29 protein-coding genes and 1 pseudogene are annotated in these 26547 nt (G+C 69.1%); 19 read left to right on the forward strand and 11 right to left on the reverse strand.

Annotated features, from left to right (window positions below; translation table 11 throughout):
* The first annotated feature begins 53 nt into the window (after positions 1–53).
* Positions 54–253 (forward strand): annotated as a pseudogene (locus tag C1707_RS12655) (CsbD family protein).
* 139 nt (positions 254–392) lie between these two features.
* On the opposite strand, the gene C1707_RS12660 reads toward C1707_RS12655, so the two are convergent.
* Positions 393–842: a MaoC family dehydratase gene (locus tag C1707_RS12660; RefSeq protein ID WP_101715209.1), complete on the reverse strand. Its 450-nt coding sequence runs from the start codon at positions 840–842 to the stop codon at positions 393–395.
* Between the two features lie 235 nt (positions 843–1077).
* Entirely contained in the window at positions 1078–2616 is a 1539-nt protein-coding gene (locus C1707_RS12665) for an acyl-CoA synthetase (protein ID WP_101715208.1), read from the reverse strand.
* A gap of 203 nt (positions 2617–2819) precedes the next feature.
* Here C1707_RS12665 and C1707_RS12670 point away from each other — a divergent pair, with 203 nt between their 5' ends.
* From C1707_RS12670 to mopJ, 5 genes are all read left to right on the forward strand, one after another.
* Complete coding sequence (locus C1707_RS12670) at positions 2820–4157, forward strand: cytochrome P450 (protein ID WP_101715207.1); 1338 nt, start codon at positions 2820–2822, stop codon at positions 4155–4157.
* Between the two features lie 264 nt (positions 4158–4421).
* Positions 4422–5306 (forward strand): crotonase/enoyl-CoA hydratase family protein, encoded by an 885-nt coding sequence (locus C1707_RS12675; protein WP_101715206.1) that lies wholly within the window; start codon positions 4422–4424, stop codon positions 5304–5306.
* A gap of 130 nt (positions 5307–5436) precedes the next feature.
* Positions 5437–6648, forward strand: a complete 1212-nt coding sequence (locus C1707_RS12680; RefSeq protein ID WP_101715205.1) for a DUF2336 domain-containing protein — start codon at positions 5437–5439, stop codon at positions 6646–6648.
* 243 nt (positions 6649–6891) lie between these two features.
* Complete coding sequence (locus C1707_RS12685; RefSeq protein ID WP_101715204.1) at positions 6892–7311, forward strand: Ros/MucR family transcriptional regulator; 420 nt, start codon at positions 6892–6894, stop codon at positions 7309–7311.
* Positions 7312–7535: 224 nt separating this feature from the next.
* A complete protein-coding gene (mopJ, locus tag C1707_RS12690; protein ID WP_101715230.1) occupies positions 7536–8033 on the forward strand; it encodes a motility/cell cycle regulatory protein MopJ in 498 nt (165 codons plus the stop codon).
* Between the two features lie 126 nt (positions 8034–8159).
* On the opposite strand, the gene C1707_RS12695 is transcribed toward mopJ, so the two are convergent.
* The 4 genes from C1707_RS12695 to C1707_RS12710 are packed head-to-tail and all read right to left on the reverse strand — an operon-like array spanning position 8160 to position 10501.
* Entirely contained in the window at positions 8160–8378 is a 219-nt protein-coding gene (locus tag C1707_RS12695; protein ID WP_101715203.1) for a hypothetical protein, read from the reverse strand.
* A gap of 28 nt (positions 8379–8406) precedes the next feature.
* The gene (locus C1707_RS12700) at positions 8407–9318 is read right to left on the reverse strand and encodes a ribokinase (RefSeq protein ID WP_101715202.1); all 912 of its coding nucleotides are present in this window, start codon (positions 9316–9318) and stop codon (positions 8407–8409) included.
* Between the two features lie 50 nt (positions 9319–9368).
* Positions 9369–10166: a flagellar type III secretion system pore protein FliP gene (gene fliP / locus C1707_RS12705; protein WP_420808268.1), complete on the reverse strand. Its 798-nt coding sequence runs from the start codon at positions 10164–10166 to the stop codon at positions 9369–9371.
* Positions 10166–10501 carry a flagellar biosynthetic protein FliO gene (locus C1707_RS12710; protein ID WP_101715201.1) on the reverse strand — a complete coding sequence of 112 codons (336 nt, stop codon included), beginning with the start codon at positions 10499–10501 and terminating at the stop codon, positions 10166–10168. Before C1707_RS12710 ends, fliP begins: the two co-directional genes overlap by 1 nt.
* Before the next feature lie 105 nt (positions 10502–10606).
* Between C1707_RS12710 and flgB the strand changes: the two genes are divergently transcribed.
* The 4 genes from flgB (at position 10607) to C1707_RS12730 (ending at position 12105) form a co-directional block, all read left to right on the forward strand.
* Entirely contained in the window at positions 10607–11047 is a 441-nt protein-coding gene (flgB, locus tag C1707_RS12715; protein ID WP_101715200.1) for a flagellar basal body rod protein FlgB, read from the forward strand.
* A 12-nt stretch (positions 11048–11059) separates the two neighbouring features.
* Positions 11060–11479, forward strand: coding sequence for a flagellar basal body rod protein FlgC (flgC, locus tag C1707_RS12720; RefSeq protein WP_101715199.1), 420 nt, complete (start codon positions 11060–11062; stop codon positions 11477–11479).
* Between the two features lie 11 nt (positions 11480–11490).
* Positions 11491–11796 (forward strand): flagellar hook-basal body complex protein FliE, encoded by a 306-nt coding sequence (fliE, locus tag C1707_RS12725; protein ID WP_101715198.1) that lies wholly within the window; start codon positions 11491–11493, stop codon positions 11794–11796.
* A 69-nt stretch (positions 11797–11865) separates the two neighbouring features.
* Positions 11866–12105 (forward strand): CsbD family protein, encoded by a 240-nt coding sequence (locus C1707_RS12730; protein ID WP_123170750.1) that lies wholly within the window; start codon positions 11866–11868, stop codon positions 12103–12105.
* Here C1707_RS12730 and C1707_RS12735 read toward each other — a convergent pair.
* Both C1707_RS12735 and C1707_RS12740 read right to left on the reverse strand, forming a co-directional pair.
* Entirely contained in the window at positions 12102–13595 is a 1494-nt protein-coding gene (locus C1707_RS12735; RefSeq protein WP_101715197.1) for a DMP19 family protein, read from the reverse strand. The two genes, C1707_RS12730 and C1707_RS12735, sit on opposite strands and share 4 nt — an antisense overlap.
* Positions 13596–13730: 135 nt before the next feature.
* Positions 13731–13913: a hypothetical protein gene (locus C1707_RS12740; RefSeq protein ID WP_101715196.1), complete on the reverse strand. Its 183-nt coding sequence runs from the start codon at positions 13911–13913 to the stop codon at positions 13731–13733.
* Between the two features lie 118 nt (positions 13914–14031).
* Between C1707_RS12740 and C1707_RS12745 the strand changes: the two genes are divergently transcribed.
* From C1707_RS12745 to cckA, 7 genes are all read left to right on the forward strand, one after another.
* The gene (locus tag C1707_RS12745; protein ID WP_101715195.1) at positions 14032–14796 is read left to right on the forward strand and encodes an ATP-binding cassette domain-containing protein; all 765 of its coding nucleotides are present in this window, start codon (positions 14032–14034) and stop codon (positions 14794–14796) included.
* Positions 14789–16333, forward strand: a complete 1545-nt coding sequence (locus C1707_RS12750) for a glycine betaine ABC transporter substrate-binding protein (protein WP_101715194.1) — start codon at positions 14789–14791, stop codon at positions 16331–16333. Before C1707_RS12745 ends, C1707_RS12750 begins: the two co-directional genes overlap by 8 nt.
* Before the next feature lie 58 nt (positions 16334–16391).
* Positions 16392–18077 carry an alkaline phosphatase PhoY gene (gene phoY, locus C1707_RS12755; RefSeq protein ID WP_101715227.1) on the forward strand — a complete coding sequence of 562 codons (1686 nt, stop codon included), beginning with the start codon at positions 16392–16394 and terminating at the stop codon, positions 18075–18077.
* 373 nt (positions 18078–18450) lie between these two features.
* The gene (gene fliQ, locus C1707_RS12760) at positions 18451–18714 is read left to right on the forward strand and encodes a flagellar biosynthesis protein FliQ (RefSeq protein ID WP_058349392.1); all 264 of its coding nucleotides are present in this window, start codon (positions 18451–18453) and stop codon (positions 18712–18714) included.
* Positions 18715–18727: 13 nt separating this feature from the next.
* Positions 18728–19483 carry a flagellar biosynthetic protein FliR gene (gene fliR, locus C1707_RS12765; protein ID WP_101715193.1) on the forward strand — a complete coding sequence of 252 codons (756 nt, stop codon included), beginning with the start codon at positions 18728–18730 and terminating at the stop codon, positions 19481–19483.
* Between the two features lie 9 nt (positions 19484–19492).
* Positions 19493–20575, forward strand: a complete 1083-nt coding sequence (flhB, locus tag C1707_RS12770) for a flagellar biosynthesis protein FlhB (RefSeq protein WP_101715192.1) — start codon at positions 19493–19495, stop codon at positions 20573–20575.
* 172 nt (positions 20576–20747) lie between these two features.
* Positions 20748–22811, forward strand: coding sequence for a cell cycle histidine kinase CckA (gene cckA / locus C1707_RS12775; protein WP_101715191.1), 2064 nt, complete (start codon positions 20748–20750; stop codon positions 22809–22811).
* 124 nt (positions 22812–22935) lie between these two features.
* Here the strand turns inward: cckA and C1707_RS12780 are convergent, their stop codons facing one another.
* Entirely contained in the window at positions 22936–23487 is a 552-nt protein-coding gene (locus C1707_RS12780) for a GNAT family N-acetyltransferase (protein ID WP_101715190.1), read from the reverse strand.
* A 72-nt stretch (positions 23488–23559) separates the two neighbouring features.
* Between C1707_RS12780 and C1707_RS12785 the strand changes: the two genes are divergently transcribed.
* The gene (locus C1707_RS12785; protein WP_101715189.1) at positions 23560–23940 is read left to right on the forward strand and encodes a YybH family protein; all 381 of its coding nucleotides are present in this window, start codon (positions 23560–23562) and stop codon (positions 23938–23940) included.
* Between the two features lie 71 nt (positions 23941–24011).
* Here C1707_RS12785 and C1707_RS12790 read toward each other — a convergent pair whose 3' ends face one another.
* Positions 24012–24227, reverse strand: coding sequence for a hypothetical protein (locus C1707_RS12790; RefSeq protein WP_101715188.1), 216 nt, complete (start codon positions 24225–24227; stop codon positions 24012–24014).
* Between the two features lie 382 nt (positions 24228–24609).
* Between C1707_RS12790 and C1707_RS12795 the strand changes: the two genes are divergently transcribed.
* Positions 24610–25704, forward strand: coding sequence for a cell wall hydrolase (locus tag C1707_RS12795; RefSeq protein WP_101715187.1), 1095 nt, complete (start codon positions 24610–24612; stop codon positions 25702–25704).
* Here the strand turns inward: C1707_RS12795 and C1707_RS12800 are convergent.
* Positions 25664–26461: an SDR family oxidoreductase gene (locus C1707_RS12800; RefSeq protein WP_101715186.1), complete on the reverse strand. Its 798-nt coding sequence runs from the start codon at positions 26459–26461 to the stop codon at positions 25664–25666. The two genes, C1707_RS12795 and C1707_RS12800, sit on opposite strands and share 41 nt — an antisense overlap.
* Between the last annotated feature and the right edge of the window lie 86 nt (positions 26462–26547).

The following is a 26547-nucleotide window of genomic DNA, read 5'->3' on the forward strand; positions in this document are numbered from 1 at the left end:
GCCCGCGGGGCTCCGTTCGAAAGGGGAGTTCAAACTCGAACAGGAGCAAGCCAATGAGCACCAATCGTGTGGAAGGCGCCATCGACAAGGGCGTGGGCGCCGTGAAGGAAGCCGTCGGCAAGGCCACAGACAACGAACGCCTCGAAGCCGAGGGCAAGGCCCAGAAGGTCAAGGGCGACGTCCAGAACAAGGTCGGCCAGGCCCAGGACAAGATCGGCGACGCGATCAAGCACTAGGCTTGATCGACGCTTGACGAACGAAGGCCCCGGGACCGCTCCCGGGGCCTTTGCTTTTCCAGATCCTCCCCCTCTGGGGGAGGTGGCGCGAAGCGCCGGAGGGGGGACGTCGTCAGCTTCCAAAAAGCCGACCGTCCATCCCCCTTTGCCTTGCTTCTAGCCCCCGTAGATGATCGAGATCGTCTCGGCCACGCAGGCCGGGCGCTCTTCGCCCTCGATCTCGATGGTGCATTCGTTCTTCATCTGCAGGCCGCCGGCCTTGGGCTCGACGCTCACCAGCTTCTGGCGCATCCGCACCCGCTTGCCCACGCGCACCATGCTGGTGAACCGCACCTTGTCGCAGCCGTAGTTGATGCCGCGCGTGACGCCGGTCACGTGCAGTATGCCCGCGCCCAGCATCGGGATCAGCGACAGCGTCAGGTAGCCGTGGGCGATCGGCCCGCCGATCTCGCGCGTCGCCCGCTCGACGTCGACGTGGATCCACTGATGGTCGCCGGTGGCCTGCGCGAACTGGTTGACCCGCTCCTGGCTGATCTCGACCCAGTCGGACACCCCGACCTCCTGCCCGACCAGGCTGGCGATGTCGGCGAAGGCGATCTCTTTCATGCGGCGCTCTCCCAAACGTTTGTTTGGAAGAGATCATGGGCGGGCCGTGGTCACAAGCCCTCCAGCGTCTTCCGCGCGTCTTCGGGCAGCAGGCCGACCGCTTCGTCGAGCAGCTTGCGCCACGCCTCGCCCCGACCGCGCGCCTCGGTATAGGCGCACGGAGAAAGATCCTTGCCACCACCTTCGCCAAGTTGGTGGCAAAACATCGGAAGATCAACTTTCTAGTGATGCCGCGTCAAACGATCCGCCCCTCGCCCTTACCCCAGTAGGCGTCCCGCACCAGCCGCTTGTAGAGCTTGCCCGTCGGGTGCCGGGGCAACTCGCGCACGAAGTCGACCTGCCGCGGGGCCTTCACGTGGCTGAGGTTGTCGCGGGCGAAGGCCAGGAGTTCGGCGGCCAGGGCCGGCGTGGCGTCGGACCAGTCCAGCGGCTGGATCACCGCCACGACCTTTTCGCCCATCTCCTCGTCGGGCGCGCCCACCACGGCGGCGTCGGCCACGCGGGGATGGGTGATCAGCAGGTTCTCGATCTCCTGCGGATAGATGTTCACCCCGCCGGAGATGATCATGAAGCTCTTGCGGTCGGTCAGGTACAGATAGCCGTCCTCGTCGGCCCATCCCACGTCGCCCAGCGTCGTCCAGCCGTGCTTGTTGTAGCTCTCGGCGGTCTTCTCCGGGGCGTTGTGATAGGTCACGGCCGGGCCGTTGGCGAAGTAGACCACGCCCTCGCTGCGGGCGGGCAGGGGATCGCCGGCCTCGTCGCAGATACGCAGTTCGCCCAGCGCAGCCTGGCCCACCGAGCCGCGCCTCTCCAGCCAGTTCGTGCTGTCGATCCAGCAGAAGCCGTTGCCCTCGGTGCCGGCGTAGTACTCGTAGATCACCGGCCCCCACCAGCCGATCATCTGCTCCTTCACCGGCACGGGGCAGGGGGCGGCGGCGTGGATCGCCGAGCGCATGGTCGAGACGTCGTACTTCGCCCGCGTCGCCTCCGGCAGCTTCAGCATCCGCACGAAGTGGGTGGGCACGAACTGGCCGCAGGTGGCCTTGTGCGCCTCGATCAGGGCCAAGGCGGTCTCGGGATCGAACTTTTCCATCACCACGACCGTGCCGCCCAGCTTGTGCACGCTCATGCACCAACGCAGCGGGGCGGCGTGATAGAGCGGCGCGGGCGAGAGATAGACGCTGTCGCCGTCCAGCTTGAACAGGTGCTGGGCCATCATCTGCAGGGCGTGGGGCGCGTCGATCGGCGCGCCGTTCAGCGGCGGCTTCACGCCCTTGGGTCGTCCCGTCGTGCCCGAGGAATAGAGCATGTCCGAGCCGGAGGTCTCGTCGGCGACGGGCGTGGCGGGCATGGCCGCGCGGGCGGCGTCGAAGTCGGCGTAGGGTTCCGCGGCGCCATCGACGCGCAGCAGCGCGACGCCCGGGATCAGCGGCGCCAGGCCTTGCGCCACCGCGTCCAGCGCGGGGCCGGTTATCAGGAGCTTGGCCCCACAGTCGCCGACGATGTACTCGACCTCGGGCGCGGTCAGCTTGGTCGAGATGCAGGTGTAGTAGAGCCCCGCCCGCTGGGCCGCCCAGGCGATTTCCAGATAGCGCGGATGGTTGTCCAGCAGGATGGCCACCACGTCGCCGACCGCGAGGCCCATCGACCGGAACAGCTGCGCCCCCTGGTTGGAGCGGTCGTCCAGCTGCTTGTAGGTGACGGTCTCGCCCGTGCCGGCCATCACGAAGGCGGGCTTGTCGGGCTGGATGCGGGCGTGGACGCTCGGATGCATGCGACCTCCTGGGCCGCTCGCCATGAGGGCGCGGCCGTTTCTCTCCCTGGCGCCGTCCGCGTGTAGCCCGCGTGATCGGCGTTCAGTCAGCAGCATGACTCAAGGCTCGACGCTCGCGCAAGTTGCCGTAGGGGCGCCGTTGGCGGCCGCGCGATCCTGGGTGATCGTGCGCCCCACAACGATGTTCGACGGGAGGCGAGCGCATGGAGCTGATCAGCAAGACGGTGGTCGACGGCCGGCCAGGGCCCGGCGCGGCCAAGGCCTATCCCACCCTGGACGGGGTCGACCTGGCCGACATCTTCCGCTTCACCCAGGGCCAGCCCTTCGCCGACTTCGCCCGGATGCGGCAGGAGGCGCCGGTGATGTGGCACGGCGAGCGGTTCGGCGGGCCTGGCTTCTGGGCGGTCACCCGCTACGAGGACGTCATGCGCGTCAATGGCGATCCGGAGACCTTCTCCTCGCAGAAGGGCGGGATCCTGATGTCGATGGGGCCGCCCGACAAGCGCCACGCCCTGCTGTTCCGGGCGACCATGGACACCATGATCAATCTCGACGCGCCGCATCACCTGCAGCTGCGCCGCGAGCACATGCCCTATTTCACCGCGTCCTACCTGCGCGGCCTGACCGACAAGGTGAAGGGCGAGGTCACCCGCCTGCTCGACGAGATGGAGCCGCTGCTGGCCGGCGGCGCCGAGATCGACATGGTCGAGCATTTCTCCTCGATCCTGCCGCTGTTCACCCTATGCGAGATCCTCGGCGTGCCGCCCGAGGACCGGAGCAAGTTCCTGCGCTGGATGCACTATCTGGAGCGGGCCCAGGACCTGGCCGTGCAGCAGGCCATGGCGCCGATCACGCCGACGCTGGAGCTCATGCAGTTCGTCGCCGACTTCAACGAGAACGTCGAGGAGATGTTCGACTACGGCCGCACCATGCTGCTCAAGCGCCGGGAAGACCCCAGGCAGGACCTGATGACCGCCATCGCCCGGGCCCAGGTCGACGGCGATCTGCTGGCCGACGAGTATCTCGACGGCTCGTGGCTGCTGATCGTCTTCGCGGGCAACGACACGACGCGGAACACTCTGTCGGGCGCCATGCGGCTGCTGACCGAGTTTCCCGAGCAGAAGCAGCGGCTGATCGACGATCCCTCGCTGCTGCCCGGCGCGGTCGACGAGTTCATCCGCATGGTCAGCCCGGTGATCTACATGCGCCGCACCGCGACCCGCGACGTCGAGGTCGCCGGCCAGAAGATCGCCGAGGGCGAGAAGGTGGTCATGTACTACGGCGCGGCCAACCGCGATCCGGCGATGTTCGAAAACCCGGATCGCCTGGACGTCACCCGGCCCAACGCCGGCAAGCACGTGGCCTTCGGCTATGGCCCGCACACGTGCCTGGGCAAGCGCGTCGCCCAGATCCAGCTTGAGGAGGCCTATCGCCAGATCCTGGCGCGGTTCCCCGACCTGGAATGGACCGGGAGCACCGAGATCGCCGCCAACAACTTCGTTCACGCCATCAGCAAGCTGGGGGTGAGGCGGGCGGTGTAAGCCGAATGGCCAGGCCGTGAGCGGGGCGTGCTTGACGCGGCGCTTCTCACAAAGCCTGTCTTCCTGGGCCTTGTGCCCAGGACCCATGCCTCAGCCTGCTCAAATCCTTCGCGCATGGCGCTGTCTGAGCAGCCGCCGCCATGGACCCTCGCCACAAGGGCGAGGGAGGCGAGAAACCAGGCTAACCGCCAAGGCCAGGGAAGGGTTGTGCTCCCATGCCCACCGATCATACGATCGTTTAAAATCGCCCAGGGAGCCCCTAGCATGTCGCAGCCGACCTTCGAGACCCTGCTCTACGCCGTCGAGGACGGGATCGCGACGATCACCCTGAACCGGCCGGAGAAGCTCAACGCCTTCACCGCCCGGATGATGAAAGAGCTGATCGAGGTGTTCGACGTCACCGACGCCGACGACGCGGTAAAGGTGGTGATCGTCACCGGCGCGGGCCGGGCGTTCTGCGCTGGGGCGGATCTTTCGAGCGGCGGGGCTACTTTCGACCGAACCTCGCCCCAGGCGCTGGAACGCGAGGAGGGCAAGGTCGGCGACGTCTATCGCGACGGCGGCGGCCGGGTGACCCTGCGCATCTATGATAGCCTGAAGCCGGTGATCGCCGCCGTGAATGGCCCGGCCGTCGGCGTCGGGGCGACCATGCAACTGGCCATGGACATCCGCCTGGCGTCGGAAGACGCCAAGTTCGGCTTCGTCTTCGCTCGCCGGGGCATCACGCCCGAGGCCTGCTCGTCCTGGTTCCTGCCGCGCCTGGTCGGTCTGCAGACGGCGCTGGAGTGGTGCTACACGGGGCGCGTCTTCCCCGCGACCGAAGCCAAGGAGCGCGGTTTCGTCCGCTCGCTGCATGCACCAGGCGACCTGCTGCCGGCCGCCCGCGCCCTGGCCCGCGAGATCGCCGACAACACCGCGCCCGTCTCGGTCGCCCTGACCCGCCAGCTGCTGTGGCGCATGGCCGGCGCGGATCATCCGATGGAGGCCCACAAGGCCGACAGCCGGGCCATCCAGTCGCGCGGCGCCTCGGGCGACGCCAAGGAGGGGGTGACCTCGTTCCTGGAGAAGCGCGCCCCGGCCTATCCCAACCGCGTCTCGACCGACCTGCCGGACATCTGGCCCGAATGGGAGCCGCGACAATTTCGCTGAGCGACTAGCGAAGCGCGGCCGCAGGCCGCAAATTCCCCCGGCGGGAGAATCCCTGGCGCTAATTCGAACTTAAGGGCGTTACCGTCTAGGTTCGAAACTCGGCGACCGGGGCCGCGCCGCCAGGAAGATCATGACCGACCCGATTTCGCCCTTCGCCAAGCCGATCGCCGTTCCGCCCAAGTCGCGCGCCGCGCTCCTCAAGCGCCTCGCCGACGTGGTCTGCCTGCCGGCCAGCCGCATCAACGCCTTCGAGCGGGCCATGTGCGCCGATCTGCTGGTCGAGATGCTGCGCGAGGCGGTGGTCGAAGAGCGCGAGAAGGTCGCCCGTCGCCTGGCTAACCTGTCGGACATGCCCGGTTCGCTGGTGCGCCTGTTGCTGCGCGACGAGGTGATGGTGGCCCGGGCCCTGCTCGAGAACTCGCCCAACCTGTCGGACGCCGACCTGATCGACTGCCTCTACCACGCCAGCCAGGAGCACCGCCGGCTGATCGCCATCCGCCGCGGCGTCGGCGAGGTGGTGGCCGACGCCCTGGTCGACATGGGCGAGACCTCGGTGGTCGAGGCCCTGCTGCGCAACGAACTGGCGCGCTTCAGCCACCAGGGCGTCGAGAACGTCGTGGCCATGACGCGCGACAATCCCGGCCTGATCCCGCTGCTGCTCAAGCGCGCCGAACTGCGCCCCAGCCATGCCTACGTGATGTTCTGGTGGGCCGACGCCGACGCCCGCCGCACGATCCTCCAGCGCTTCGCCGTCTCGCGCGAGATCCTGCAGGAGGCCGTCGGCGACGTCTTCGCCGTGGCCTCGGAGGAGGGCTGGCAGGACCCGCTGTCGCGCAAGGCGCTGCAGTTCATCGAGCGCCGCCAGCGCAACCGCGCCGCCATCGCCAAGAGCCCCTTCGACAGCCTGGAGGATGCCGTCGCCGCCGCACAGAGCGGCCTGACCCGCGAGACGGCCGAGGAGATTTCGTATCTCGCCGGCCTCAAGCCTATGACCGGGGCCAAGATCTTCACCGACCAGGGCGGCGAGCCGATCGCCATTCTCTGCAAGGCCACCGGCCTGCCGCGCGCGGCGGTGCGGGCCCTCTGGCGCGGCCTGCGCCGGCCCGAGACCGACGCCGAGGGCGCGCTGTCGCCGGGCCTGGAACGGGTGCTCGGCGTGTTCGACGCCATCGCCGTCGACCGCGCCCAGACCGTGCTGCGCTACTGGAACTGGTCGCTGTCCTCGGCCCTGACGCCGGCCCTGCTGAAGGCGATCCGCGACGGCGACACCGACGCCATCGACGAGTACTCGGTGCCGCAGCGCGCGGCGATGCTGGCCCTGTCGCGCGATTTCGGCCGCTAGGCGGAACGACGTACGGGGATCCGTGCGGTCAAATTCGGCGAACGCGTTCAGTCAAAATCCAGAAAATCTGAATTTTTATCTCGCGACCTTAAGTTGCCAATGCGAATGATCGCCTGGATCGGCAGTCAATATTCCGTCACGGCATCTATTGCCCGGTTTTATTGACGCGTTTATCCATGATGCAACTTCGCACGCCAGAGCTTGGCGCGCGTCGAGAAAGATAAAGGGAACGGGAGAGGCGTCATGGAAGAAGAGATCCCATTCGTCGAACTTACCGCGGGCATCGTCGCGGCCTTCGTCGGCGGTAACGCCGTGCCGGCTTCGGAGATGCCGGCCCTGATCCGCAGCGTCCACGACGCGCTCAGGGCCGTCGGTTCTCCCGAGACCGCCGCGCCCGAGCCCAAGGAGCCTGCCGTGCCGGTTCGCCGCTCGGTGACGCCCGACTACATCATCTGCCTGGAGGACGGCCGGCGCTTCAAATCGCTGAAGCGTCACCTGCGCACGCAGTACGACATGAGCCCCGAGGACTACCGCGAGAAGTGGGGGCTGCCTTCGGACTACCCCATGGTTGCGCCGAACTACGCCAAGGCGCGCTCGGAGCTTGCTCGCCAGATGGGCCTTGGTCAGACGGGGCGAGGCGCCGGGAAGGGCCGTAAGGGCTGAGTCTGAGCGTTCATTTACCCTAATTCAATCAATCGCTTGTGGTTAAGCTAAGCGAGAAAATCGACGCCCGGCCGCCCTTCCAGCGGCCGGGCGTTGTGCTTCCAGATTGACTCTCCAGCGGAATCTTTGTTGGCGGCGGCGATTTTTCGCTTCCGCCGATTCGGTGCTTAAGACATAGTGAACGAGCGGTGAATCACCGTGATTCCAAAGGCTTGTTAAGGACTCTGAAGATGTCCGCGCAACTGAGCGCATCCGCGACCGCGGCCCGCGCTCATCAGGAAATGTTCGCATACTGGGCGTCCCTGCGCCGCGGGGCGAACCTGCCTGCGCGTGCTGACCTTCATCCTTCGGGCATCAAGCGGCTGCTGCCGACGGTCAGCCTGATCGACGTCGTGCGCGAGCCGCGCGACTATCGGCTGCGCCTGGCCGGCACCGGCCTCTACGGCGTCTATGGCCGCGAGATCACCGGCAAGGCGCTGAGCGAGGTCTACAACACCGCCGCCGGCGACTACTGGCGCAAGGAGCTGGACAAGGTCGTCGACGAGCGCCGTCCCGGCGTGGGCGTGCACAGCCTGGCCTGGCGCGGCGCGCCGCACGTCTCGATCCTGTGGCTGCGCCTGCCGCTGGCGACCAACGGCAAGGACGTCGACATGATCCTCGGCTACGACGCCATCGTCGGCGCCCAGGCCGAAGGCGGCTTCAGCGGCATCCGCGCGGCCTGATCGGCCGACGCACGTGGGGCGGCTCATCTTCGAGGTTATCTGGTGCGCAGGCTTCGGCGTCCCAGAGGGTCTCCAGCTCGAGGTTCAGCCCATCTGAGGGCTCGCCGCTTGGCTTGGCAAGCCTGGCTACTTGAGCGTCGGCCACCGGCAGATGGCGAGCAGGACGAGCCCGCCCACCAGCAGCACGACCGCCAGCGTGAACCAGGTCTCGGGATCGACCCCGGCTTGGCTCGCCCACTGGCCTGGCGTCTGGCGTCGGCCGGAGCCGACGATCAGCATGCCCAGGCCCGTGGCGCCGAAGATCATGGCCGCCCAGAAGCCTAGCTTTTGAGTGAAGTCGCTCATCGGCTCTGAAGATCTATCGGGGCGCGTCTCACCCTTCCAGGAAGACCTCGACCTCGCGCTTGCTGGGCATCGACGGGGCGGCGCCCGGCTTCTGCACCGACAGGGCGGCGGCGGCGTTGGCCTGCTCGACGGCCTCGCGCAGGTCCAGGTTGGCGGCCAGGCCGGCGGCCAGGGCGCCGCAGAAGCAGTCGCCGGCGCCGACGGTGTCGACCGCCTTGACCTTGCGGCCCTCGACCAGGAAGGCCTCGTCGCGACGAACGGCGGCGACGCCCGTCTTGCCCAGGGTGACGATGATCGTCTGGTCGGGGCGGCTCATCAGCTTGCGGGCGGCCTTGGAGACCTCCTCCAGCTTGGCCGGCTCGTGGTCGAGGCGGGCGTAGGTCGCCAGCTCGGTCTGGTTCAGGATCAGGATGTCGGTGAGTGGGAAAAGCGCCGCGCCCTGGGGCAGGGCGGGGGCGGCGTTCAGCACCCGCAGGCCGCCCTTGGCCGCGCCGGCCTTGAACAGCGCCTCGATGGCGCCGGCCGGGGTCTCCAGCTGAGCCAGCAGCACGCGCTGGCCTTCCAGCGCCGTGGCCGCCACCTGCTGGGGCGTGATCATCATGTTGGCGCCGCCGGTGACGACGATCATGTTCTCGCCGCCGTTCGACACCCAGACGTGGGCCTGGCCCGTGGGGGCGCCCGACAGCTCGGCCACGTCGGCCACCTGCACGCCGTAGCCGGCCAGCTTGCCCTTCAGGCTGGCGCCGCTGTCGTCCTTGCCGACCGCGCCCATCAGGCGGGTCGGCGCGCCCATGCGGGCGGCGGCGACGGCCTGGTTGGCCCCCTTGCCGCCGAGGAACAGCTCCAGCGACAGGCCGGCCACCGTCTCGCCCGGCCGCGGCAGGTCGTCGACCCGCGCCACGGCGTCCAGATTGATCGAGCCCAGTACGAAAACGCCCATCGGTCTTGGTCTTCTGTTCTAATTCTATTTGGTCTTGGTCGGGTCGGAGCTTACCCGCCGCCGGCGCCGCGCTGGAAGCTTTCCACCAGGCTGCCGCAGACGAGTCGCCATCCATCCACTAGCACGAAGAAGATCAGCTTGAACGGCAGGCTCACCGTCGCTGGCGGCAGCATCATCATGCCCATGCTCATCAGCACGCTGGCGACGACCAGGTCGATGACCAGGAACGGGATGAACAGCAGGAAGCCGATCTCGAAGGCCCGCTTAAGTTCCGAGATCATGAAGGCCGGGGTGACCACCTTCAGCGGGGTCTCCTGGGCGGTCTTGGGCTTCTCGATCTTCGAGAGGCGGATGAACAGCGCCAGGTCGTCCTCGTCCACCTGGCGCAGCATGAAGGTCTTCACCGGCTGGCCGGCGGCCTCGAAGGCCTGGGGCAGCTCCATCTGCTTGTCGAGCAGGGGTTTGACGCCGGCGTCGTAGGACTGCTCGAACGTCGGGCCCATGACGATGGCGGTCAGGAACAAGGCCAGACTGATGATCACCGGGTTGGGCGGGCTCTGCTGCACGCCGATCGCCGTGCGCAGCAGGCCCAGCACCACGACGATGCGCACGAACGAGGTGGTCATGATCACGATCGACGGCGCCAGCGACAGCACCGTCAGCAGGCCGACAAGCTGGACGACCCGTTCGGTCAGGCCTGCGCCCGTGCCCAGATCGACGTTGATGGCCGACTGGGCCATGGCCAGGGACGGTCCCAGCGTGGTGGCCAGGCCCGCCAGCATGGCGATGACGGCGGCGCGGCGCAGTTCCTGCGGCGTGGCGCCGGTGAGGGTCTTGAGCGGACGCATCAGGCCACGGGCTCCGGCTGGGTCTCGGCGACGGGGGCGGGGGAGGGCGAAGAAGAGGGCGCGGCCTGGCGCGGCCCTGCGGGCGTCCAGTCCAGCAGGCGGCCGTCGCCCAGCAGCACCAGGCGCTCCTCGCCGTCCAGCCGGCACAGCACCAGGCGGCGGGCCGGGTCCAGCACCAGGGTCTCGACCACCTGCAGCCGCCGCTCGCGGCGCTGGGAGACGATGCGGTTGAGGGCCTCGGGGCCGAACTTGCGCAGCACGACGGCGGCCAGGCCGATCAGGCCCAGGGTGACCGCCAGCGCCGCCACGGCGCGGATCAGGAGAAAGACGTCCATGCGCGGACTGGATTCCACAGGAAAGAGGCGCGGCGAGGCGCCGCATCCCAGGTGTGCCTCACGGTTCTTAAAGCCTGATTAACCCTGTTTCTTCACCATGCTCGCATGGGTCCGGACGACATCCCTCTTTTCTCGATGCTCAAGAACCGGCTCGGTTATCTGACCGAGCGGCAGAAGGTCGTCGCCCAGAACGTCGCCAACGGCGACACCCCCGGCTACCAGCCGCGGGACCTCAAGCCCTTCACCTTCCAGGCCTCGCTCGACGCCCAGGCGACCGGCGGCTCCGGCAGCGGCCTGGCCGCGCCCGGGCGTCCGCTGCAGATGCTGACCTCGAGCGCCGGCCACATCGCGCCGTCCAAGCCCGCGAGCCTGTGGCGCTCGCCCCAGGGGCCCGACAGCGAGACCACCCTCGACGGCAACTCCGTGACGCTCGAGGACCAGATGCTCAAGATGACCGATGCGCGCATGAACTACGACGCGGCGGTCTCCTTCTATCAACGCTCCATGTCGATGCTGCGCACCGCCGCGCGTCGCCCGAACGGCTAAGGGACCTCCTAGATGGCAGAGATCCGTTCCCAATCGGCGGCGGCGATGGCCGTGGCGGCCAGCGCGCTCAAGGCCCAGCAGGGCCGCATGCGCATCATCGCCGAGAACATCGCCAACGCCAATTCGACCGCCCGCACGGCCGGCGGCGACCCCTATCGCCGCCAGGTGCCGGTGTTCCGCCCGGCCAAGGTCGAGGGCGCGGAAGGCGTGGCCATGGCCCGCGTCGAGGGCGACCAGAAGGACTTCAAGACCGAGTACGACCCCGGCAACCCGGCCGCCGACGCCAAGGGCTACGTCAAGCTGCCCAACGTCGACACCCTGGTCGAGGCGCTGGACATGAAGGAGGCGCAGCGCGCCTACGAGGCCAATCTCAACGTGATCGAGACCGCGCGCAGCATGCAGTCGCGCACGCTCGACATTCTGAAGAAGTAGGGCCTTAAGCGATGATCACCTCTCTGGCCGCTTCGAAAGCCTACGCCGCCACCGGCGCGACCCCGCTGTCGCTCGGCAAGAGCGTGGGCGAGCCCAAGAAGATGGACTTCGGCGACATGCTGAAGTCGGCGATGACCGACACGGTCCAGGCCTCGCGCCAGGCCGAGCACAAGATCGCCCAGCAGGCGGCCGGCAAGGCCGAACTGATCGACGTCGTCACCGCCATCTCGTCGGCCGAAGCCAGCCTGGAGACCGTGATCTCGATCCGCGACCAGGTGATCTCGGCCTATCAAGAGATCATGCGGATGTCGATCTGACGGCTCGGCCGCCGATCGAACCGAACCCGAGGACGATGCGTTGAGAGCCTGAACAAGGAGCTCTACCGCATGAACATCGCGCGTCCTCTCTCCCTCGTCGCCATCGCCGCCGCCGCGCTCGCCCTGACCGCCTGCGGCGACAAGGATTCCGGCCACGCCCAGAAAACCGAGGGCGAGATCAAGTCGGCCGTCGGCGACATCACCGGCGACAAGGACCTCAAGCGCGAAGGCAAGAAGGACGAGGTGGTCGGCGGCGTGAAGTCGGCCGGCGAAGACCTCAAGGCCGCGGCGAAGGACGCCAAGGACTAGAAGAGCGTCTTTTCTAGTCCCTCCAGGCGGGCTCGGATCGCTTCGGCGTTCCGGACCCAGCCCGGCTGGATCCGCAGCTGCCCGCGATTGGCCTCGTAGTACTCGATGGCGATGCCGATCGCTTCACGGGCGCGGTGCAGCGCGAACGCCTCCTTCGTCAGTTCGGCCCGCAGCACCAGTGTTTCGGCGAGAATCCGCTTCTCCCGGGCCCAGGCGTTGCCATTGCCCGGTGTGGCGTGGCCGAGAGCCGCCAGCACCCGGTCGAGGCCCGCGACATCGAGACGTCGCTTGGCCTGGCCCAGAAAGGCCTCCGCCAAACCCACGCGAGCGCTGACGTGATAGGCCGTGTCCTCGAGCGCGAGGACCTGTTCGAAGGCGTCGATAGCCTCTTCGTAGGCCGTGCCGCCGGAGCCAAGCTCGCCCCGGGCGTTGAGCAGGTGGCCCATCTGCGCCAGAACGCCGCTGTGCGCCATTCCCCGCTCCACCTTCGGCTCGGCCCGCCGATAGATGGCCGCCGCCTCTTCCAGCCAGCGGGCCTCGCCCAGTCTTTCGCCCAGCCTCCAGTAGAGGTCGGCATGGGGGATCGTCGCGTGCGCCTCGTCGCGCGGATCCGGATGTCGAGGCCGGCGGCGCATGGCGCGTCCATAGTCGGCCAGGATCCGGCCCGCCTCGGCGAGACTGGCGGTCTCGAAGACGGCGTCGACCCTGGCCGCGATGGTCGAACGGAATTTGTCGTGCCGTCGCTGTCGGGTCTGTCGCGTCGGCAGGGCGGTCTCTATCGGCGTCCATAGACGGATCAGGAGAGGCTCTCGCGGTTCCGCGCGCCGCCTATGGGCTTCCCGGGCCGCTTGCCGTCTTGCGTGAAGGCGGTTGCCGGCCAGCACCGCCGCCTTCCGCGCCCTCAACTCGTCGGGCGGCAAGGGCGTCCAGGTCTTGAGCGACCGGAGCCAGGCGGCGTTCAGACCGATCAGCCGCCACGTGCCGTCCAGCTCGAAGAAACGATCGTCCAGCGACCCAATGATCGGCGGGATCTCGCCAAAGCCCGCGCCCTCCATCGTCACCCGTCGCAGGTCCGGGTCGGCGTCCATAGCGGCGCGGAAGTCCGTGAACACCGCCAGGAAATCGGTCGCGCCCATCGCCGCCAGGCCCTTGGCGATGCAATCCAGCGCGTCGGGATCCATGTCGAGATTGTGCGCGAACTGTCCGTGTCCGCCGTTGTTCACCTGGGCCAGATAGAAGTCGACATAGTACGCGACCCAGGCGTCCAGGCATGTCTCGTCGATCCGCAACGCGGCGTCGCCGCGGCACCAGTTGCAGAAGTCGATGCACGCCTGAACCGGTCCGTAGTCGTCGCCGTCAGGACCGACGTCCCGCTCGTCGACCAGGATTTCGGCCGCGACCAAGCCTTGGTGGCGGCCATAGGAGTACTCCCGGTCGATACCGACCGCCTCGGCCCACCGATCGATCGTCGCCGCCAAACGTTCCGTCATTCCCGCCCCCTTTGCGCGTCGGGACGCTAGCGGGCGGACGGCGAAACCTCAACGGCGCGTTGATCGCCTGGCGCGAAAGGGCGTAGCGGCTGCGCGTGCGATTTCGGTGGAAAAGCGAAGGGCCCCGGCCGGATTCTACAGCGGAACCAGCGCCGCCACGTCCACGCCTCGCAGGGCGGCGACCACGCCGGCCCATACGGCCAGGTTCAGCAGCACCATCACGGCCACCGCCATGCGCAGCCGGCGCTGGGCGGCCTTGCGGCGCTTGCGGGCCTTGAAGCCCCCCGTCGAGGAAGGGGCGGTCAGGGTTGCGGCCATCGTCATGCTCCACGCCAGCCAGAACTACCCCCGTTAATCACTATTAACGCGCTTGATTTGGCCTGGTGCAAGCGGGACGGCTTGTCGCAGCGCTCGGTAGCGGGAAAGGTGGCGACGCATGATCCCCGCCATCGCCCTCGAACAGGTCGGCAAGACGCATGACGGCGCCATCGTCCTGGCGGCTGTCGACCTGTCGATTCCGGCTGGCCAGTTCGTCGCCCTCGTCGGCGGTTCGGGCGCCGGCAAGACCACGCTGCTGAAGACCGTCAACGCCCTGGCCCCGCCGACCTCGGGCGTCGTCAGGATCGACGGCGAGGCGGTGAACGCTCTGGACGGCCCGGCCCTGCGCCGCCGCATCGGCTACGTTTTCCAGGAGATCGGCCTCTTTCCGCACATGACCGTCGCCGAGAACATCGGCGTGGTCCCGGCCCTGCTGGGCTGGGGCAAGGACGAGATCGCCGTCCGCGTCGGCGAGCTGCTCGACCTCGTCGACCTGTCGCGAAGCCTCGCGACGCGCCGGCCGTCGGCCTTGTCGGGCGGCCAGCGCCAGCGGGTGGGCGTGGCCCGCGCCCTGGCCGGCCGGCCCTCGATCCTGTTGATGGACGAACCGTTCGGCGCGCTGGACCCCCTGACCCGCCAGGCCCTGGGCGACGACGTGCGCCGCCTGCACGAGACGCTGTCCCTGACCACCGTGATGGTCACCCACGACGTGGCCGAGGCCCTGCTTCTGGCCGACCGGGTGGTGGTGCTGGAGCATGGAGCGATCATCGCCGACGCCGCGCCGCGCGACCTGATGGCCGGTCACGACGATCCACGCGTCGAGGCCCTGATGGCCGCGCCGCGCCGCCAGGCCGAGCGGGTGAGGGCGCTGCTGGATGGCTGAACTGCTGGCCCTCCTGCCTCAGCGCCTGGCCTGGCACGCGGCCCTGTCGGCGGCGGCCCTGGCGGTGGGCCTGGCCGTCGCCCTGCCGCTCGGCTTCGCCGCCGCGCGCCGGCCCGGACTGCGCTGGGTCGCCCTGGCGGCGACGGGGCTCGTGCAGACCATCCCCAGCCTGGCCTTGCTGGCGCTGTTCTATCCGCTGCTGCTGCTGCTCTCGAACCTCGCGAAGGCGACGCTGGGCTTCGGCTTTCCGGCCCTGGGCTTCCTGCCGGCCCTGCTGGCCCTGTCGCTCTACGCGATGCTGCCGATCCTGCGGAACACGGCCGCGGGCCTGGCCGGCGTCGACCCGGCCGTGACCGAGGCGGCCAGGGGCGTGGGCATGACCCCGCGCCAGAGCCTCGTGAAGGTCGAGCTGCCCCTGGCCGCGCCGGTGATCCTGGCCGGCGTGCGCACCGCCGCCGTCTGGACAATCGGCGGCGCGACCCTGGCCACGCCCGTCGGCCAGACTTCGCTGGGCGACTACATCTTCTCGGGCCTCCAGACCGAGGCCTGGGACATGGTGCTGGTCGGTTGCGCAGCCTCGGCCGCCTTGGCCGTGGTCGTCGACCAACTTCTGGGCGTGGTCGGGCGCGGGCTGGAGAAGCGCCGTCCGCTGCTGTGGGGCGGCGCGCTCGCCGCCCTGGTCCTGGGCCTCGCCGCGGCCCTGGCGCCGCTGGTCGCGCCGGCCCTGACGCCGCGTCCGCAGGCCTACGTGATCGGCGCCAAGAACTTCTCCGAGCAATATGTGCTGGCCGAACTGATGGCGCAGCGGCTGGAAGGGCAGGGGGCGCGGGTCGAGCGGCGGATCAACCTCGGTTCGGCCGTCGCCTATCGCGCCCTCGCGGCCGGCGAGATCGACGCCTATGTCGACTACACCGGCACCCTGTGGGCCAACGTCCTGCACCGTACCGACAATCCCGGTCGCCAGGCGGTGCTCGACACCCTGAGGACCGAACTCGCCCGCCGTGACGGCGTCGCGCTGGCCGCGCCGCTGGGCTTCGAGAACGCCTACGCCTTCGCCATGAAGCGCCAGCGGGCCGAGGAACTGGGCGTGAAAAGCCTGGCGGATCTTTCGGCCAAGGCTCCGAACCTCGTCATGGGCGGCGACCTGGAGTTCTTCTCTCGGCCCGAATGGGCGGCGGTCGACAAGGCCTATGGCCTGAAGTTCAAGGCCCGCCGTCAGTTCCAGCCTACCTTCATGTACCGCGCCCTGGCCGCGGGCGAGGCCGACGTCATCTCGGCCTTCTCCAGCGACGGGCGCATCGCCGCCGACGATCTGGTGGTGCTGCAGGATCCCCGGGGCGCGCTGCCGCCCTACGACGCGGTGCTGCTGGTTTCGCCCAGGCGACGGGACGACGCGCGCCTCAAGGCCTTGGCCGCGTCGCTGTCAGGCAGCCTGTCGGTCGACGCCATGCGCCGGGCCAACTACGCCGTCGACCGCGATGCGGGAAAGCAGTCGCCGGCGGCCGCGGCGCGCGAACTGGGCGTCGCGGCTCGGTGAACTTCGTCCGCTGAAGCTTTGTTTGCGAGCGTCCCGCCGTTGGGGCAGGTTGCGCGCCATGAGCAAGCTTACCTCCCCGTTTGGCCCCAGGACGGCGCTGTCGGCGCTGGCCGGCGTCGCCCTTTTCGCCTCCGCGCCGGCCCAGGCCGCCGACCAGGTGAAGCCCGATCCCAAGCTGGTCGTGGTGATCTCCATCGACCAGTTCAGCGCCAACCTGTTCGAACAGTGGCGCGGCCAGTGGAAGGGCGGCCTCGGCAAGCTCGGGCGCGAGGGCGTCGTCTATCCCAACGGCTACCAGTCGCACGGCATGACCGAGACCTGCCCGGGCCACTCCAGCCTGCTCACCGGTTCCTATCCCAACCGCACCGGCATCGTCGGCAACAACTGGTACGACGCCACGACCGGCAAGAAGTCGTACTGCCTGCTCGACGAGTCGGTGACCCTGGCCGCCCCCTCCGAACAGGACCCGGTCAGCCCCAGGAACCTGATGGTCCCCACCTACGGCGAATGGCTGAAGGCCGTCTCGCCCAAGAGCCGCGTCTACGGCGTGTCGGGTAAGGACCGCGGCGCGATCACCATGGCCGGCCACGATCCGGACGGCGCCTTCTGGTACCAGGCCGGCTTCGGCTTCACGACCTACGTCAAGCCGGGCGAGGACGCCGCCGCCAAGCTCGCGCCCGTCGCCGCGCTGAACGCGCGTCTGGCCGCCGAGCAGAAGAAGAAACCCTTCGTCTGGACCTACGAGAACAAGGCCTGCGCGGCGCTCGAAAAGACCTGGACCACCGGCGAGCGCACCTGGGACGCCAAGCTGCCGCGTCCGCTGCCGGCCAACCAGGCCGAGACCCTGCGCGACCTGTCGGCCAGCCCCTATACCGACGCCGTGACCCTGGAAGCCGCCGCCGCCCTGCGCGACGAGTTCGGCCTGGGCGACGGCCCGCAGGTCGACGTCCTGACCGTCAGCCTGTCGGCCACCGACTTCATCGGCCACCGCTACGGCACGCGCGGCCCGGAGATGTGCGACCATCTCAGCCGCCTTGACGCCCGCCTCGACACGTTCCTGTCGCGGATCGGCAAGGCCAAGGGCGAGGTGCTGGTGGTGCTGAGCGCCGACCACGGCGGTTCGGACTTCCCCGAGCGCCTGCACGACGAAGGCTACGACATTTCGCGCATCGCCACCTCGGCCTGGCTCAAGGGCCTGAACCAGCAGCTGCGCGCCGACCTGGCGCTGGACTACGACCCGCTGGTCGCCCCGGGCGGCATCGACACCCTGGTGATCGTCGGCGCCGACAAGAAGGCCCCGGCCGCCGTCGAGCGCGCCCGCATCGCCTCGGCCGCCCTGGCCCTGGTGCGCTCGCGCGGCGAAGTGGCCGAGGCCTACGAGATCAACGACCTGCTGACCACGCCGCCGGTGGCCAAGGGCACGTCGCCCGACACCATCAGCGTCAAGGAGCGCCTGCGCCGCAGCGCCTATCCGGGCCGCTCGGGCGACATCCTGGTGGCCTTCAAGCCCAACCTCGTGCCGGCCACCGCCAGCAGCACCTATGTCGCCACCCACGGCACGCCCTGGGACTACGACCGCCGGGTGCCGATCCTGTTCTGGTGGAAGAACGCGCAAGCCCGCGAGCGCATCCTGCCGATCGAGACGGTCGACATCGCCCCGACCATCGCCGCCGTCACCGGCGTGCCGATCCCCAAGGCCATCGACGGCCGCTGCCGTCCGCTGGGCGCCGGCCACGACTGCTGAGGCGGTCGCCGATCGCAAGTGAGAGAGGGGCGCGGACTTTGGTCCGCGCCCTTTTTCAATGGCGCAGGACCATGACCACCAGATCGGCCCCGAGGGCCGCGATGGCGGTCCAGCCGACCAAAAGGCCGACGAACGGGTGGCGCTGCCACCAGTGCAATTTCAGTTCCGTACGCATGACAGTTTCCCGACTGATCGGTGAAGCTTGCATGACATGGATAGTTTCGCCAGCAACTAAAGCGTGGCGCCATGCTCTCATCCCGTGCGGCGCGGTGACGCAGGCGCGGTGTTAACAGTCCCTAACTCCCTGTTAACCATGTCGGGCGCAGGGTGCTCCCACACCAAACCGACCAGAGCGTACGCAGAAAGCCCGTTCATGACCGGAGCCGAAGTCCTCGACGTGGGTCGCGACGCGATCTGGCTGACCCTGCAGCTGTGCGCGCCCGTGCTGATCGTCGGCCTGGTGGTCGGGGTCGCCATCGGCCTGTTCCAGGCCCTGACCCAGATCCAGGAAGCCACCCTGGTCTACGCGCCCAAGATCGTGGCCATCTTCATCTCGCTGCTGCTGTTCCTGCCGCTGATGGGCGCGCTGATGTCTGGCTTCATGCGCCAGATCGCCGCCCGCATCGCGGCGATGTAGGGAAGGGCGGGGCGTGGACAGCTTCGCGACGACCGCTCAGGTCTATGTCGCCGGTCTGGTCTTCGCCCGGATCGGGGCCATGGTCATGCTGATGCCTGGCATCGGCGAGACGGCCGTCCCGCCGCGCATCCGCCTGGCCTTCGCCCTGCTGATCGCCGTCGTCCTGACCCCGGTGGTGGCCAGGACCGTCGGCCCGCTGCCCACCACGGTCGGCGGCCTCGCCGGCCAGGTGATCCACGAAATCCTGATCGGCCTGATGATCGGCGCGGTGCTGAAGCTGTTCATGAGCGCCCTGACCACGGCCGGCGAGATCATCTCGCTGCAGACCACCCTGTCGTTCGCCCAGACCACAAACCCTTCCGGCGCCCCGTCGAGCACGGCGGTGGCCACCTTCCTGTCGATGCTGGGCCTGACCCTGGTCATGGCCACCGACCTGCACCACCTGTTCATCGGCGCGATAGCGCGGTCCTACGAGCTTTTCCCGTTCACCAAGAGCGTGCCGGTCAACGACGCCGCCGCCCTGGCCGTGCGCACCGTGGCCCAGAGCTTCATGCTGGGCGTCCAGCTGGCCGCGCCGGTGATCGTGTTCTCGATCGTCTTCAACCTGGCGACCGGCCTCGTCGGCCGCGTCATGCCCTCGTTCCAGATCTTCTTCGTCACCTCGCCGCTCAGCGTGATCCTGGGCCTTTCGCTGCTGGCCCTGTCCCTGGGCGGCATCGCCATGGTGTGGAGCGATCGCTACCGCGATCTGCTCGGCGTCTTCAACTAGGAGCGCGCCGTGGCTGACGATACGGACCAGGAATCGAAGACAGAAGAACCGTCAGCCAAGAAACTGGCGGACGCCCGCAAGAAAGGCGACGTCCCCAAAAGCGCCGACATCGCCCAGCTGGCCTCGCTGGCCGGCGCCTTCGGGGCCGTGGTCATCGCCGGCGGCTGGCTGACGCGCGACCTCGTCCAGTCGCTGGTGCCCTTCATCGCCCAGGCCGGCCAGATGGACGTCGAGGGCGGCGCCCAGATCATCGCCCGCAAGGCCGTGCTGGCCGCACTGCCGCCACTGATCCTGGTGATGCTGTGCTCGGCGGTGCTCGGCGCGGCCGCCAACATCGCCCAGTCGGGCTTCCTGTTCTCGGCCGAGAAGATGAAGCCCGACCTCAACAAGCTGGATCCGCTCAAGGGCCTGGGCCGCATCTTCGGTCCCGACGGCATGATGCAGTTCGCCAAGTCGGCCCTGAAGTTCCTGGTCACCGGCGTCATCGCCTGGTTCGTGCTCAAGCCCGACGCCCAGATGGTCACGGGCCTGGTCGGCATGGATCCGGCCGCCATGCTCCCGCTGGCCGTCGACCTCTGCAAGAAGCTGTTCTGGGCGGTGCTGATCTTCCTGGTCGTCACCGCCGGCTTCGACTGGTTCTGGCAGCGCCTGCGCTTCAACAAGCGCATGCGGATGACCCTCAAGGAGGTCAAGGACGAGCACAAGGACAGCGACGGCGACCCCCACATCAAGGCCAAGCGTCGCCAGATCCAGATGCAGCGCTCGCGCCAGCGGATGATGCAGGCCGTGCCTCAGGCCACGGTCGTGGTCATGAACCCCACCCACTACGCCGTGGCGCTGAAGTACGAGCAGGGCGAGACCCCGGCGCCGATCTGCGTGGCCAAGGGCCTCGACGAGCTCGCCCTGAAGATCCGCGCCGTGGCCGAGGAGGCCGGCGTGCACGTGCTGGAGGATCCGCCCCTGGCGCGGGCCCTCTACGCCGCCGTCGAGATCGACCAGCAGATCCCCGCCGAACACTTCGAGGCGGTGGCCAAGGTCATTGGCTTCGTGCTCGGCAACAAGCAGTCCAAGCGCCGCGCCTGGGCCGATTGATCCCGGAAGATCCCTGGATGATCCTTGTAGGGAACGGTCGGGAAATCACATTTCCGCCGTAGAATCAGCGGTCTGCTTGATAAACGCGCTCTAGCGCCGCGTAAGGAGTATCCTTACCGGACGAATCGTCGGGGCCAGGTCCCTGCAAAGTTGTAGAAGGATTTCGGTCGGCATGGCCGAGACGCCCGCGAAAGACATGACGGCCGCCCGTCGCCGCGCCGACCCCCTGATCTGGGGCGCGGCCATCTTCTTCGTTCTCGCCGCCGGCTTCGCCACGGCCCCGGCCTTGCGCGCCGGTCCGGCCACCCTGGCCGGGCTGCTGCTGCTGGCGGGCGTCGCGGGCGTGGCGATCCTGGGCCTGGTGGCCATCCGCGCCTCGGCCGCGCACGACAACGGCGTCGACGTGGTCGACAGCTTCATCGACGCCCTGGGCGAGCCGGCGGCCCTGACCGCCGCCGACGGCCGCATCCTGGCCGCCAACCAGGCCTGGCGCGACACCGTGGGCGAAGCCCGCCGCCTGCCCAAGGACGCCGCGCTGTTCCCGGCCCTGGTCCGCGCCCGCAAGGGCGAGGCCGCCGAAGGCGTGATCGTGGTGGCCGGCCAGGACCGTCCCGCCCTGGCCGCGCGCGTGGCCGGCGGCCGCCTGCTGGTCCGCCTGCCGGCCGTGGTCGAGCCGATCGCCGCCCCGCTGCCGCCAACCGCGCCGGTCGTCGCCCAGGCCGCCCCGCCGCCGCGCGCGCTCGACGCCTTCTCCGGCGCCTCGCCGTTCGGCGCGGCCCTGCTCGAGGGGCTGGATCCCTTCAACTCGCCGATCCTCGAGGCCAACCCGGCCCTGTCGGCCATGACCGGCGCGGTGCGTCCCGGCATGGCCCTGGGCGAGCTGATCGACCCGCCCTCGCGCGCCGAGGCCGAGACCCGCCTGGCCGAGGGCAAGGCCGGTCCCTTCGAGGTGCGCCTGGCCCGCGATCCCTCGCGCATCGCCCACCTCTATCTCTACCGCGCCGACGGGCGCCTGGTGGCCTACCTGATCGACGTGTCCGAGCAGAAGCAGATGGAGCTGCAACTCGCCCAGGCCCAGAAGATGCAGGCCATCGGCCAGCTGGCCGGCGGCGTCGCCCACGACTTCAACAACCTGCTGACCGCCATCCAGCTGCGCCTGGACGAGCTTCTGCATCGCCACCCGGTCGGCGATCCCTCCTACGAGGGCCTCAACGAGATCCGCCAGACCGGCGTGCGCGCCGCCGACCTCGTTCGCAAGCTGCTGGCCTTCAGCCGCAAGCAGACCGTCCAGCGCGAGGTGCTGGAGCTGGGCGAGCTGATCTCGGAATTCGAGGTCCTGCTGCGTCGCCTGCTGCGCGAAGACGTCAAGCTGATCACCGACTACGGCCGCGACCTGCCGCAGGTTCGGGCCGACAAGAGCCAGCTCGAGACGGCGGTCATGAACCTGGCCGTCAACGCCCGCGACGCCGTGCGCGCGGCCAAGGGCGGCGGCGTCGTGCGCATCCGCACCGCTCGCCTCAACGAGGACGAGGCCCGCAGCCTGGGCTTCCCCGGCGCCGAGGGCGACCAGGCCTTCATCGAGGTCAGCGACGACGGCCCCGGCATCCCGCCCGAGGTGATGGGCAAGATCTTCGACCCGTTCTTCACCACCAAGCCGGTGGGCGAGGGTACGGGCCTGGGCCTGGCCACCGTCTACGGCATCGTCAAGCAGAGCGACGGCTGGATCCACGTCCACAGCCGCCCGGGCGAGGGCGCGGCGTTCCGCATCTTCCTGCCCGTGCACGAGCCGACCCCGGCTCAGGCCGCCGCCGCGGCCGTGGCGGTCGCCGAACCGCCCAAGCCCCGCGCCGCCCGCGACCTGTCGGGCGCCGGCCGCATCCTGTTCGTCGAGGACGAGGACGCCGTGCGCGGCGTCGCCGCCCGCCTGCTGCGCGCCCGCGGCTACGAAGTGCTCGAAGCCAGCGACGGCGAGGAGGCCCTGATCATCGCCGAGGAGAACGCCGGCCAGATCGACCTCCTGATCAGCGACGTCATCATGCCCGGCATCGACGGCCCCACCTTGCTCAAGAAGGCGCGCGGCTATCTGGGAACCGCGCCGGTGATGTTCATCTCGGGCTACGCCGAGGCCGAGTTCAGCGACCTGCTGGAAGGCGAGACCGGCGTGACCTTCCTGCCCAAGCCGATCGACATCAAGACCCTGGCCGAACGGGTCAAGCAGCAGCTGCAGGCGGCTTAGAACTTCCATTATCCGTAAAATCCCCGCGAAAGCGGGGACCCAGGCTTTTTCTGAAACCCCTGGTGCTCGACGATAAAACACCTGGGTCCCCGCTTTCGCGGGGATTTTACGGGGAGAGGCAAGCTCACCCCCGCCGCAACAGCACCGTCGGGCTCTCCTTGTAGGTCGTCCGGGTCTCTTCGACGAAGCCGGTCTTGGCCGCCAGGGCCAGGGAGGCGGCGTTGTCGGGGTGGATGATGCAGACGACCGGGTCCTGGCCCCACTGGCGCTGGCCCCAGTCCAACCCGGCGCTCACCGCCTCGGTCCCGAAGCCCTGGCCGTGCGACCAGCCGGCCAGCACCCAGCCCATTTCCGGCACGCCCTCGAACGACGGCTCGATGTCGCGATGAAAGTCGGCAAAGCCCACTTCGCCCACATAGCGGCCGGTCGCCGTCTCGCGCAGAGCCCAGTAGCCGTAGCCCAGCAGGGCCCAAAGTCCCCGAGCCCGCAGCAGTCGCGCCCAGCTCTCCTCGCGCGTCGATGCCCGCCCGCCGACATAGCGATAGACCTCCGGCTCGCACCACATGGCCACGCTGTCCTCGAAGTCGGAGGGCTGGGGCGGGCGCAGGGTCAGGCGCGGCGTCGTCAGGACGGGCAGGGCGGCGGTGCGGGGCGACAGGTCGTCGAGGGGCGGCATCGGGGTCCCGGATTTGCGAAGCAGCGAGCGCCCAGCCTATACCGCCCGAAGCCAGAAGGGACCCGTCAGTTCATGATCGCGCCTCAGGACGCCGTCGCCGCCCGCCGCAAGCTCACCAACCGGCTGATCGCCGGCAAGGACGCCGCGCGCCTGGTCCCGTTCTTCACGCGCGACGCCAAGGTCATCGCCGGCGACGGCTCGCTGCTGCTGGGCCGCGATCAGATCGTCGAGGCCTTCGCCGGCCAGTTCGCCGACCGCGACTTCGTCGCCTACGTCCGGACCAGTGACCTCATCCAGCTCGACGCCGACGGCGTCCGCGCGGCCGAAAGCGGCCGCTGGGTCGGAACCTGGAAAGGCGAGGGCGCGACCCAGAGCGGAACCTACCTGGCCACCTGGCGCAAGGTCGCCGGCCAGTGGGTGATCGAGAACGAACTGTTCGTGACGCTGGGCTAGAGGGCTCTAAGATCCTCCCCCTCTGGGGGAGGCAGCCCAGAGGGCCGGAGGGGGCTGCCGCCAGGCGGCGCTTACCGCCGCTTCGATCGGGGCGCGGGCTTGGACGCGGTGTTCACCACCGCCCCGGCGCCGGCGCCGACCACCGCCCCGACCGGGCCGGCGACGACCGCGCCGGCGATGGCGCCCGTGGCCGCGCGCTGTTCCATGTTGTGGCCGCAGGCCGTGGTCAAGGCGGCCAGGGCGAGGACGGCGGCCAGGCGCGGAACGGACGGCGAGAGGCGGGGCATCGGGGATCTCCAAGGCGTCGGCGTGGGCCGATCCAACTGCAGCGGTTAACGGCGAAGCTTGGTCGGGGTTCCGACGCGGCCGCTCCGGGGGCGTAAAAACCGCGCTGCTGCGGCGTTTTGGCGCCCGTCCAGGTTTTTCCTGTGAATCAAAGTGTTAACGGTATCGGTCGCCGAGAAGACGGGCAAAATCCATGCTGCGGTGCAGCAGCCGCTTGCGACTCGGTCATAGTTCGGTCATAAGGCGAGGCATAAGCAGGATCTCGATCTTATTGCGAACGGTCGAACCTCCGCTGCCAGACCGGCCCGATAGTGCTTTTTCCGGGTGTCTTGGGAGCGTTTTTGTCGGGGGGCCGGTGCGCCCTCGTCGCGCAGGACGCAAGTTTTGAATATCAAGTCGCAGACGTGCGCTGACGCGCGCGGGCTGATCGGCGCCGTATTGGTCGGGTCCGTCACGGGCCTGGCGCTTGGCGGCGTCTATCTGGCGGGGGGCATGGCCCAGACCGCCGCTCAGCACGCTCGGGTCACGCGCCTGGCCGACAGCGCCGCGGGGAGCTACTCCGAAGCGGCGCTGCATCAGGCCGCGTCGCGCATGGACGCCGGGGCGCTCGCCATCGCCCGTCGCCATGACCCCTATACCGTGTCCGGCGACGCCCAGCGCGACCGCCAGGCCTCGCTGCTCGCCGCCCGTCTCGAGAATGGCGACAAGGCCGAGGACAAGCCGCTGCTGATGCGCGCCAGCCTCGGCGGTTCGTTCAATCCCGCCGCCGCGCCGTTCCACCTCGCCAACGCCCTCGAAAGCTCGCGCGAACTCGAGTGCCTGGCCCAGGCCGTCTACTACGAAGCCCGGGGCGAGACCCCCAGCGGCCAGGCCGCGGTGGCTCAAGTCGTATTAAACCGCGTACGCCACCCTTCGTTCCCCAAGTCGATCTGCGGCGTGGTGTTCCAGGGCGCTTCGGCCCGCACCGGCTGCCAGTTCAGCTTCGCCTGCGACGGCTCGATGCGCGCCCGTCCCGAACGCGCCGCCTGGACGAGGGCCCGCAAGGTCGCCTCGCGCGCCCTCGCCGGCACGGTGATGTCCGAGGTTGGCTCGGCCACGCACTTCCACACTACCGGCGTCGCGCCGAACTGGGGTCCGCGCCTGATGCGCGTCGCCCAGGTCGGCATGCACGTGTTCTACCGCTTCGGCGGTCGCGCCGGCGCGCCGGGCGCCTTCACCGACAAGGTTCGCCCCTCGACCATCGAGGACCTGCCCGACGCGCCCGTCCTGACGTCCCTGCCGCAGGCGCCCAGCGCCGACGGCAAGCCGGTGATCTATGTCGCCAGCGCCCTGGTCACGGCCAAGGAAGGCGGCATGGGCGGTCCCGAGAAGGTCGGTCCCGAACCGGCCTCGGCCCCGGCGATGCGCCCGGCCAAGGCCGCCGACAAGGCCGACGCGGTCAAGCCGTCGTCGGTGATCGCGACCGGAGCTGGTTCCTGAGGAACCCGGGGGCCAGGCGGGCCATGAACCGCATCTGCCTGGCCCGCTTGCCCACCAGATAATAGAGCTCGCGGCCGTGCGCGGCCTGCCACACCGTCTGCGCGGCCTCGTCGACGCCGTAGACGGGCAGGCCGCTCTTGCGCAGCTCCTCGCCCATGTCGGCGTTCTTGCCCGGCTGCGAGTTGCGCAGGATCGGCGTCTCGACGAACCACGGCATGACGCAGGCCACGCTGACTCCGAAGGCGGCGAACTCGGCGTCCAGGGCTTCCGACAGTCCCCGCACCGCGAACTTGGTGGCCGAATAGACCGCCAGGCCCGGCGAGCCGTAGATCCCCGCGCACGAGGCCATGTTCACCAGGCGCGAGCCCGGCGTGGCCTTCAGGAAGGGCAGGGCGGCCCGCGCGCCGTTCAGCACGCCGGCCACGTTGACCGTCAGCATCAGGTCGTCGCCCTGCGGGTCGCCTTCCGAGAAGGGGCCAAAGCGCGCGACGCCGGCGTTGTTGAACAGCACGTCCAACCGGCCGCCGGCGGCTTGCGCGAAGGCGGTCAGGGCGGGCGTCCAGGCCTGCCGGTCGCGGACGTCGAGGGGATGGATGGAGCCGTTGGCGGGGCCGATCTCGGCCAGGGCGCGGGCGAGCCCGGCTTCGTCGATGTCCGAGAGACCGACGAACCAGCCCTCCGCCGAAAAGCGCTTGGCGCTGGCCAGGCCGATGCCGCTGGCCGCGCCGGTGATGAAGATGGCCTTGCGAGCCGACATGTCCGCCTCCCCGTCGTGTCGTTGATTATCGCCGATCAGACAGCGACCGACGGGGAGGGGTCAAGTTCACGCGCGCGTCAGGCGCG

It is taken from the genome of Caulobacter flavus (assembly GCF_003722335.1).
Lineage (GTDB): Bacteria > Pseudomonadota > Alphaproteobacteria > Caulobacterales > Caulobacteraceae > Caulobacter > Caulobacter flavus.

Coding starts and splice junctions, on each gene's coding strand:
- C1707_RS12685 (WP_101715204.1), top strand. CDS start 6,892: ATGGAAGAAGAGATCCCATTCGTCGAACTTACCGCGGGCATCGTCGCG.
- C1707_RS12785 (WP_101715189.1), top strand. CDS start 23,560: ATGATCGCGCCTCAGGACGCCGTCGCCGCCCGCCGCAAGCTCACCAAC.
- flgC (WP_101715199.1), top strand. CDS start 11,060: ATGGCAGAGATCCGTTCCCAATCGGCGGCGGCGATGGCCGTGGCGGCC.
- C1707_RS12790 (WP_101715188.1), bottom strand. CDS start 24,227: ATGCCCCGCCTCTCGCCGTCCGTTCCGCGCCTGGCCGCCGTCCTCGCC.
- C1707_RS12670 (WP_101715207.1), top strand. CDS start 2,820: ATGGAGCTGATCAGCAAGACGGTGGTCGACGGCCGGCCAGGGCCCGGC.
- C1707_RS12740 (WP_101715196.1), bottom strand. CDS start 13,913: ATGGCCGCAACCCTGACCGCCCCTTCCTCGACGGGGGGCTTCAAGGCC.
- C1707_RS12660 (WP_101715209.1), bottom strand. CDS start 842: ATGAAAGAGATCGCCTTCGCCGACATCGCCAGCCTGGTCGGGCAGGAG.
- C1707_RS12800 (WP_101715186.1), bottom strand. CDS start 26,461: ATGTCGGCTCGCAAGGCCATCTTCATCACCGGCGCGGCCAGCGGCATC.
- C1707_RS12695 (WP_101715203.1), bottom strand. CDS start 8,378: ATGAGCGACTTCACTCAAAAGCTAGGCTTCTGGGCGGCCATGATCTTC.
- cckA (WP_101715191.1), top strand. CDS start 20,748: ATGGCCGAGACGCCCGCGAAAGACATGACGGCCGCCCGTCGCCGCGCC.
- C1707_RS12665 (WP_101715208.1), bottom strand. CDS start 2,616: ATGCATCCGAGCGTCCACGCCCGCATCCAGCCCGACAAGCCCGCCTTC.
- fliP (WP_420808268.1), bottom strand. CDS start 10,166: ATGCGTCCGCTCAAGACCCTCACCGGCGCCACGCCGCAGGAACTGCGC.
- C1707_RS12735 (WP_101715197.1), bottom strand. CDS start 13,595: ATGACGGAACGTTTGGCGGCGACGATCGATCGGTGGGCCGAGGCGGTC.
- phoY (WP_101715227.1), top strand. CDS start 16,392: ATGAGCAAGCTTACCTCCCCGTTTGGCCCCAGGACGGCGCTGTCGGCG.
- fliE (WP_101715198.1), top strand. CDS start 11,491: ATGATCACCTCTCTGGCCGCTTCGAAAGCCTACGCCGCCACCGGCGCG.
- C1707_RS12730 (WP_123170750.1), top strand. CDS start 11,866: ATGAACATCGCGCGTCCTCTCTCCCTCGTCGCCATCGCCGCCGCCGCG.
- C1707_RS12675 (WP_101715206.1), top strand. CDS start 4,422: ATGTCGCAGCCGACCTTCGAGACCCTGCTCTACGCCGTCGAGGACGGG.
- C1707_RS12745 (WP_101715195.1), top strand. CDS start 14,032: ATGATCCCCGCCATCGCCCTCGAACAGGTCGGCAAGACGCATGACGGC.
- flgB (WP_101715200.1), top strand. CDS start 10,607: ATGGGTCCGGACGACATCCCTCTTTTCTCGATGCTCAAGAACCGGCTC.
- C1707_RS12750 (WP_101715194.1), top strand. CDS start 14,789: ATGGCTGAACTGCTGGCCCTCCTGCCTCAGCGCCTGGCCTGGCACGCG.
- C1707_RS12700 (WP_101715202.1), bottom strand. CDS start 9,318: ATGGGCGTTTTCGTACTGGGCTCGATCAATCTGGACGCCGTGGCGCGG.
- C1707_RS12780 (WP_101715190.1), bottom strand. CDS start 23,487: ATGCCGCCCCTCGACGACCTGTCGCCCCGCACCGCCGCCCTGCCCGTC.
- C1707_RS12710 (WP_101715201.1), bottom strand. CDS start 10,501: ATGGACGTCTTTCTCCTGATCCGCGCCGTGGCGGCGCTGGCGGTCACC.
- C1707_RS12680 (WP_101715205.1), top strand. CDS start 5,437: ATGACCGACCCGATTTCGCCCTTCGCCAAGCCGATCGCCGTTCCGCCC.
- fliQ (WP_058349392.1), top strand. CDS start 18,451: ATGACCGGAGCCGAAGTCCTCGACGTGGGTCGCGACGCGATCTGGCTG.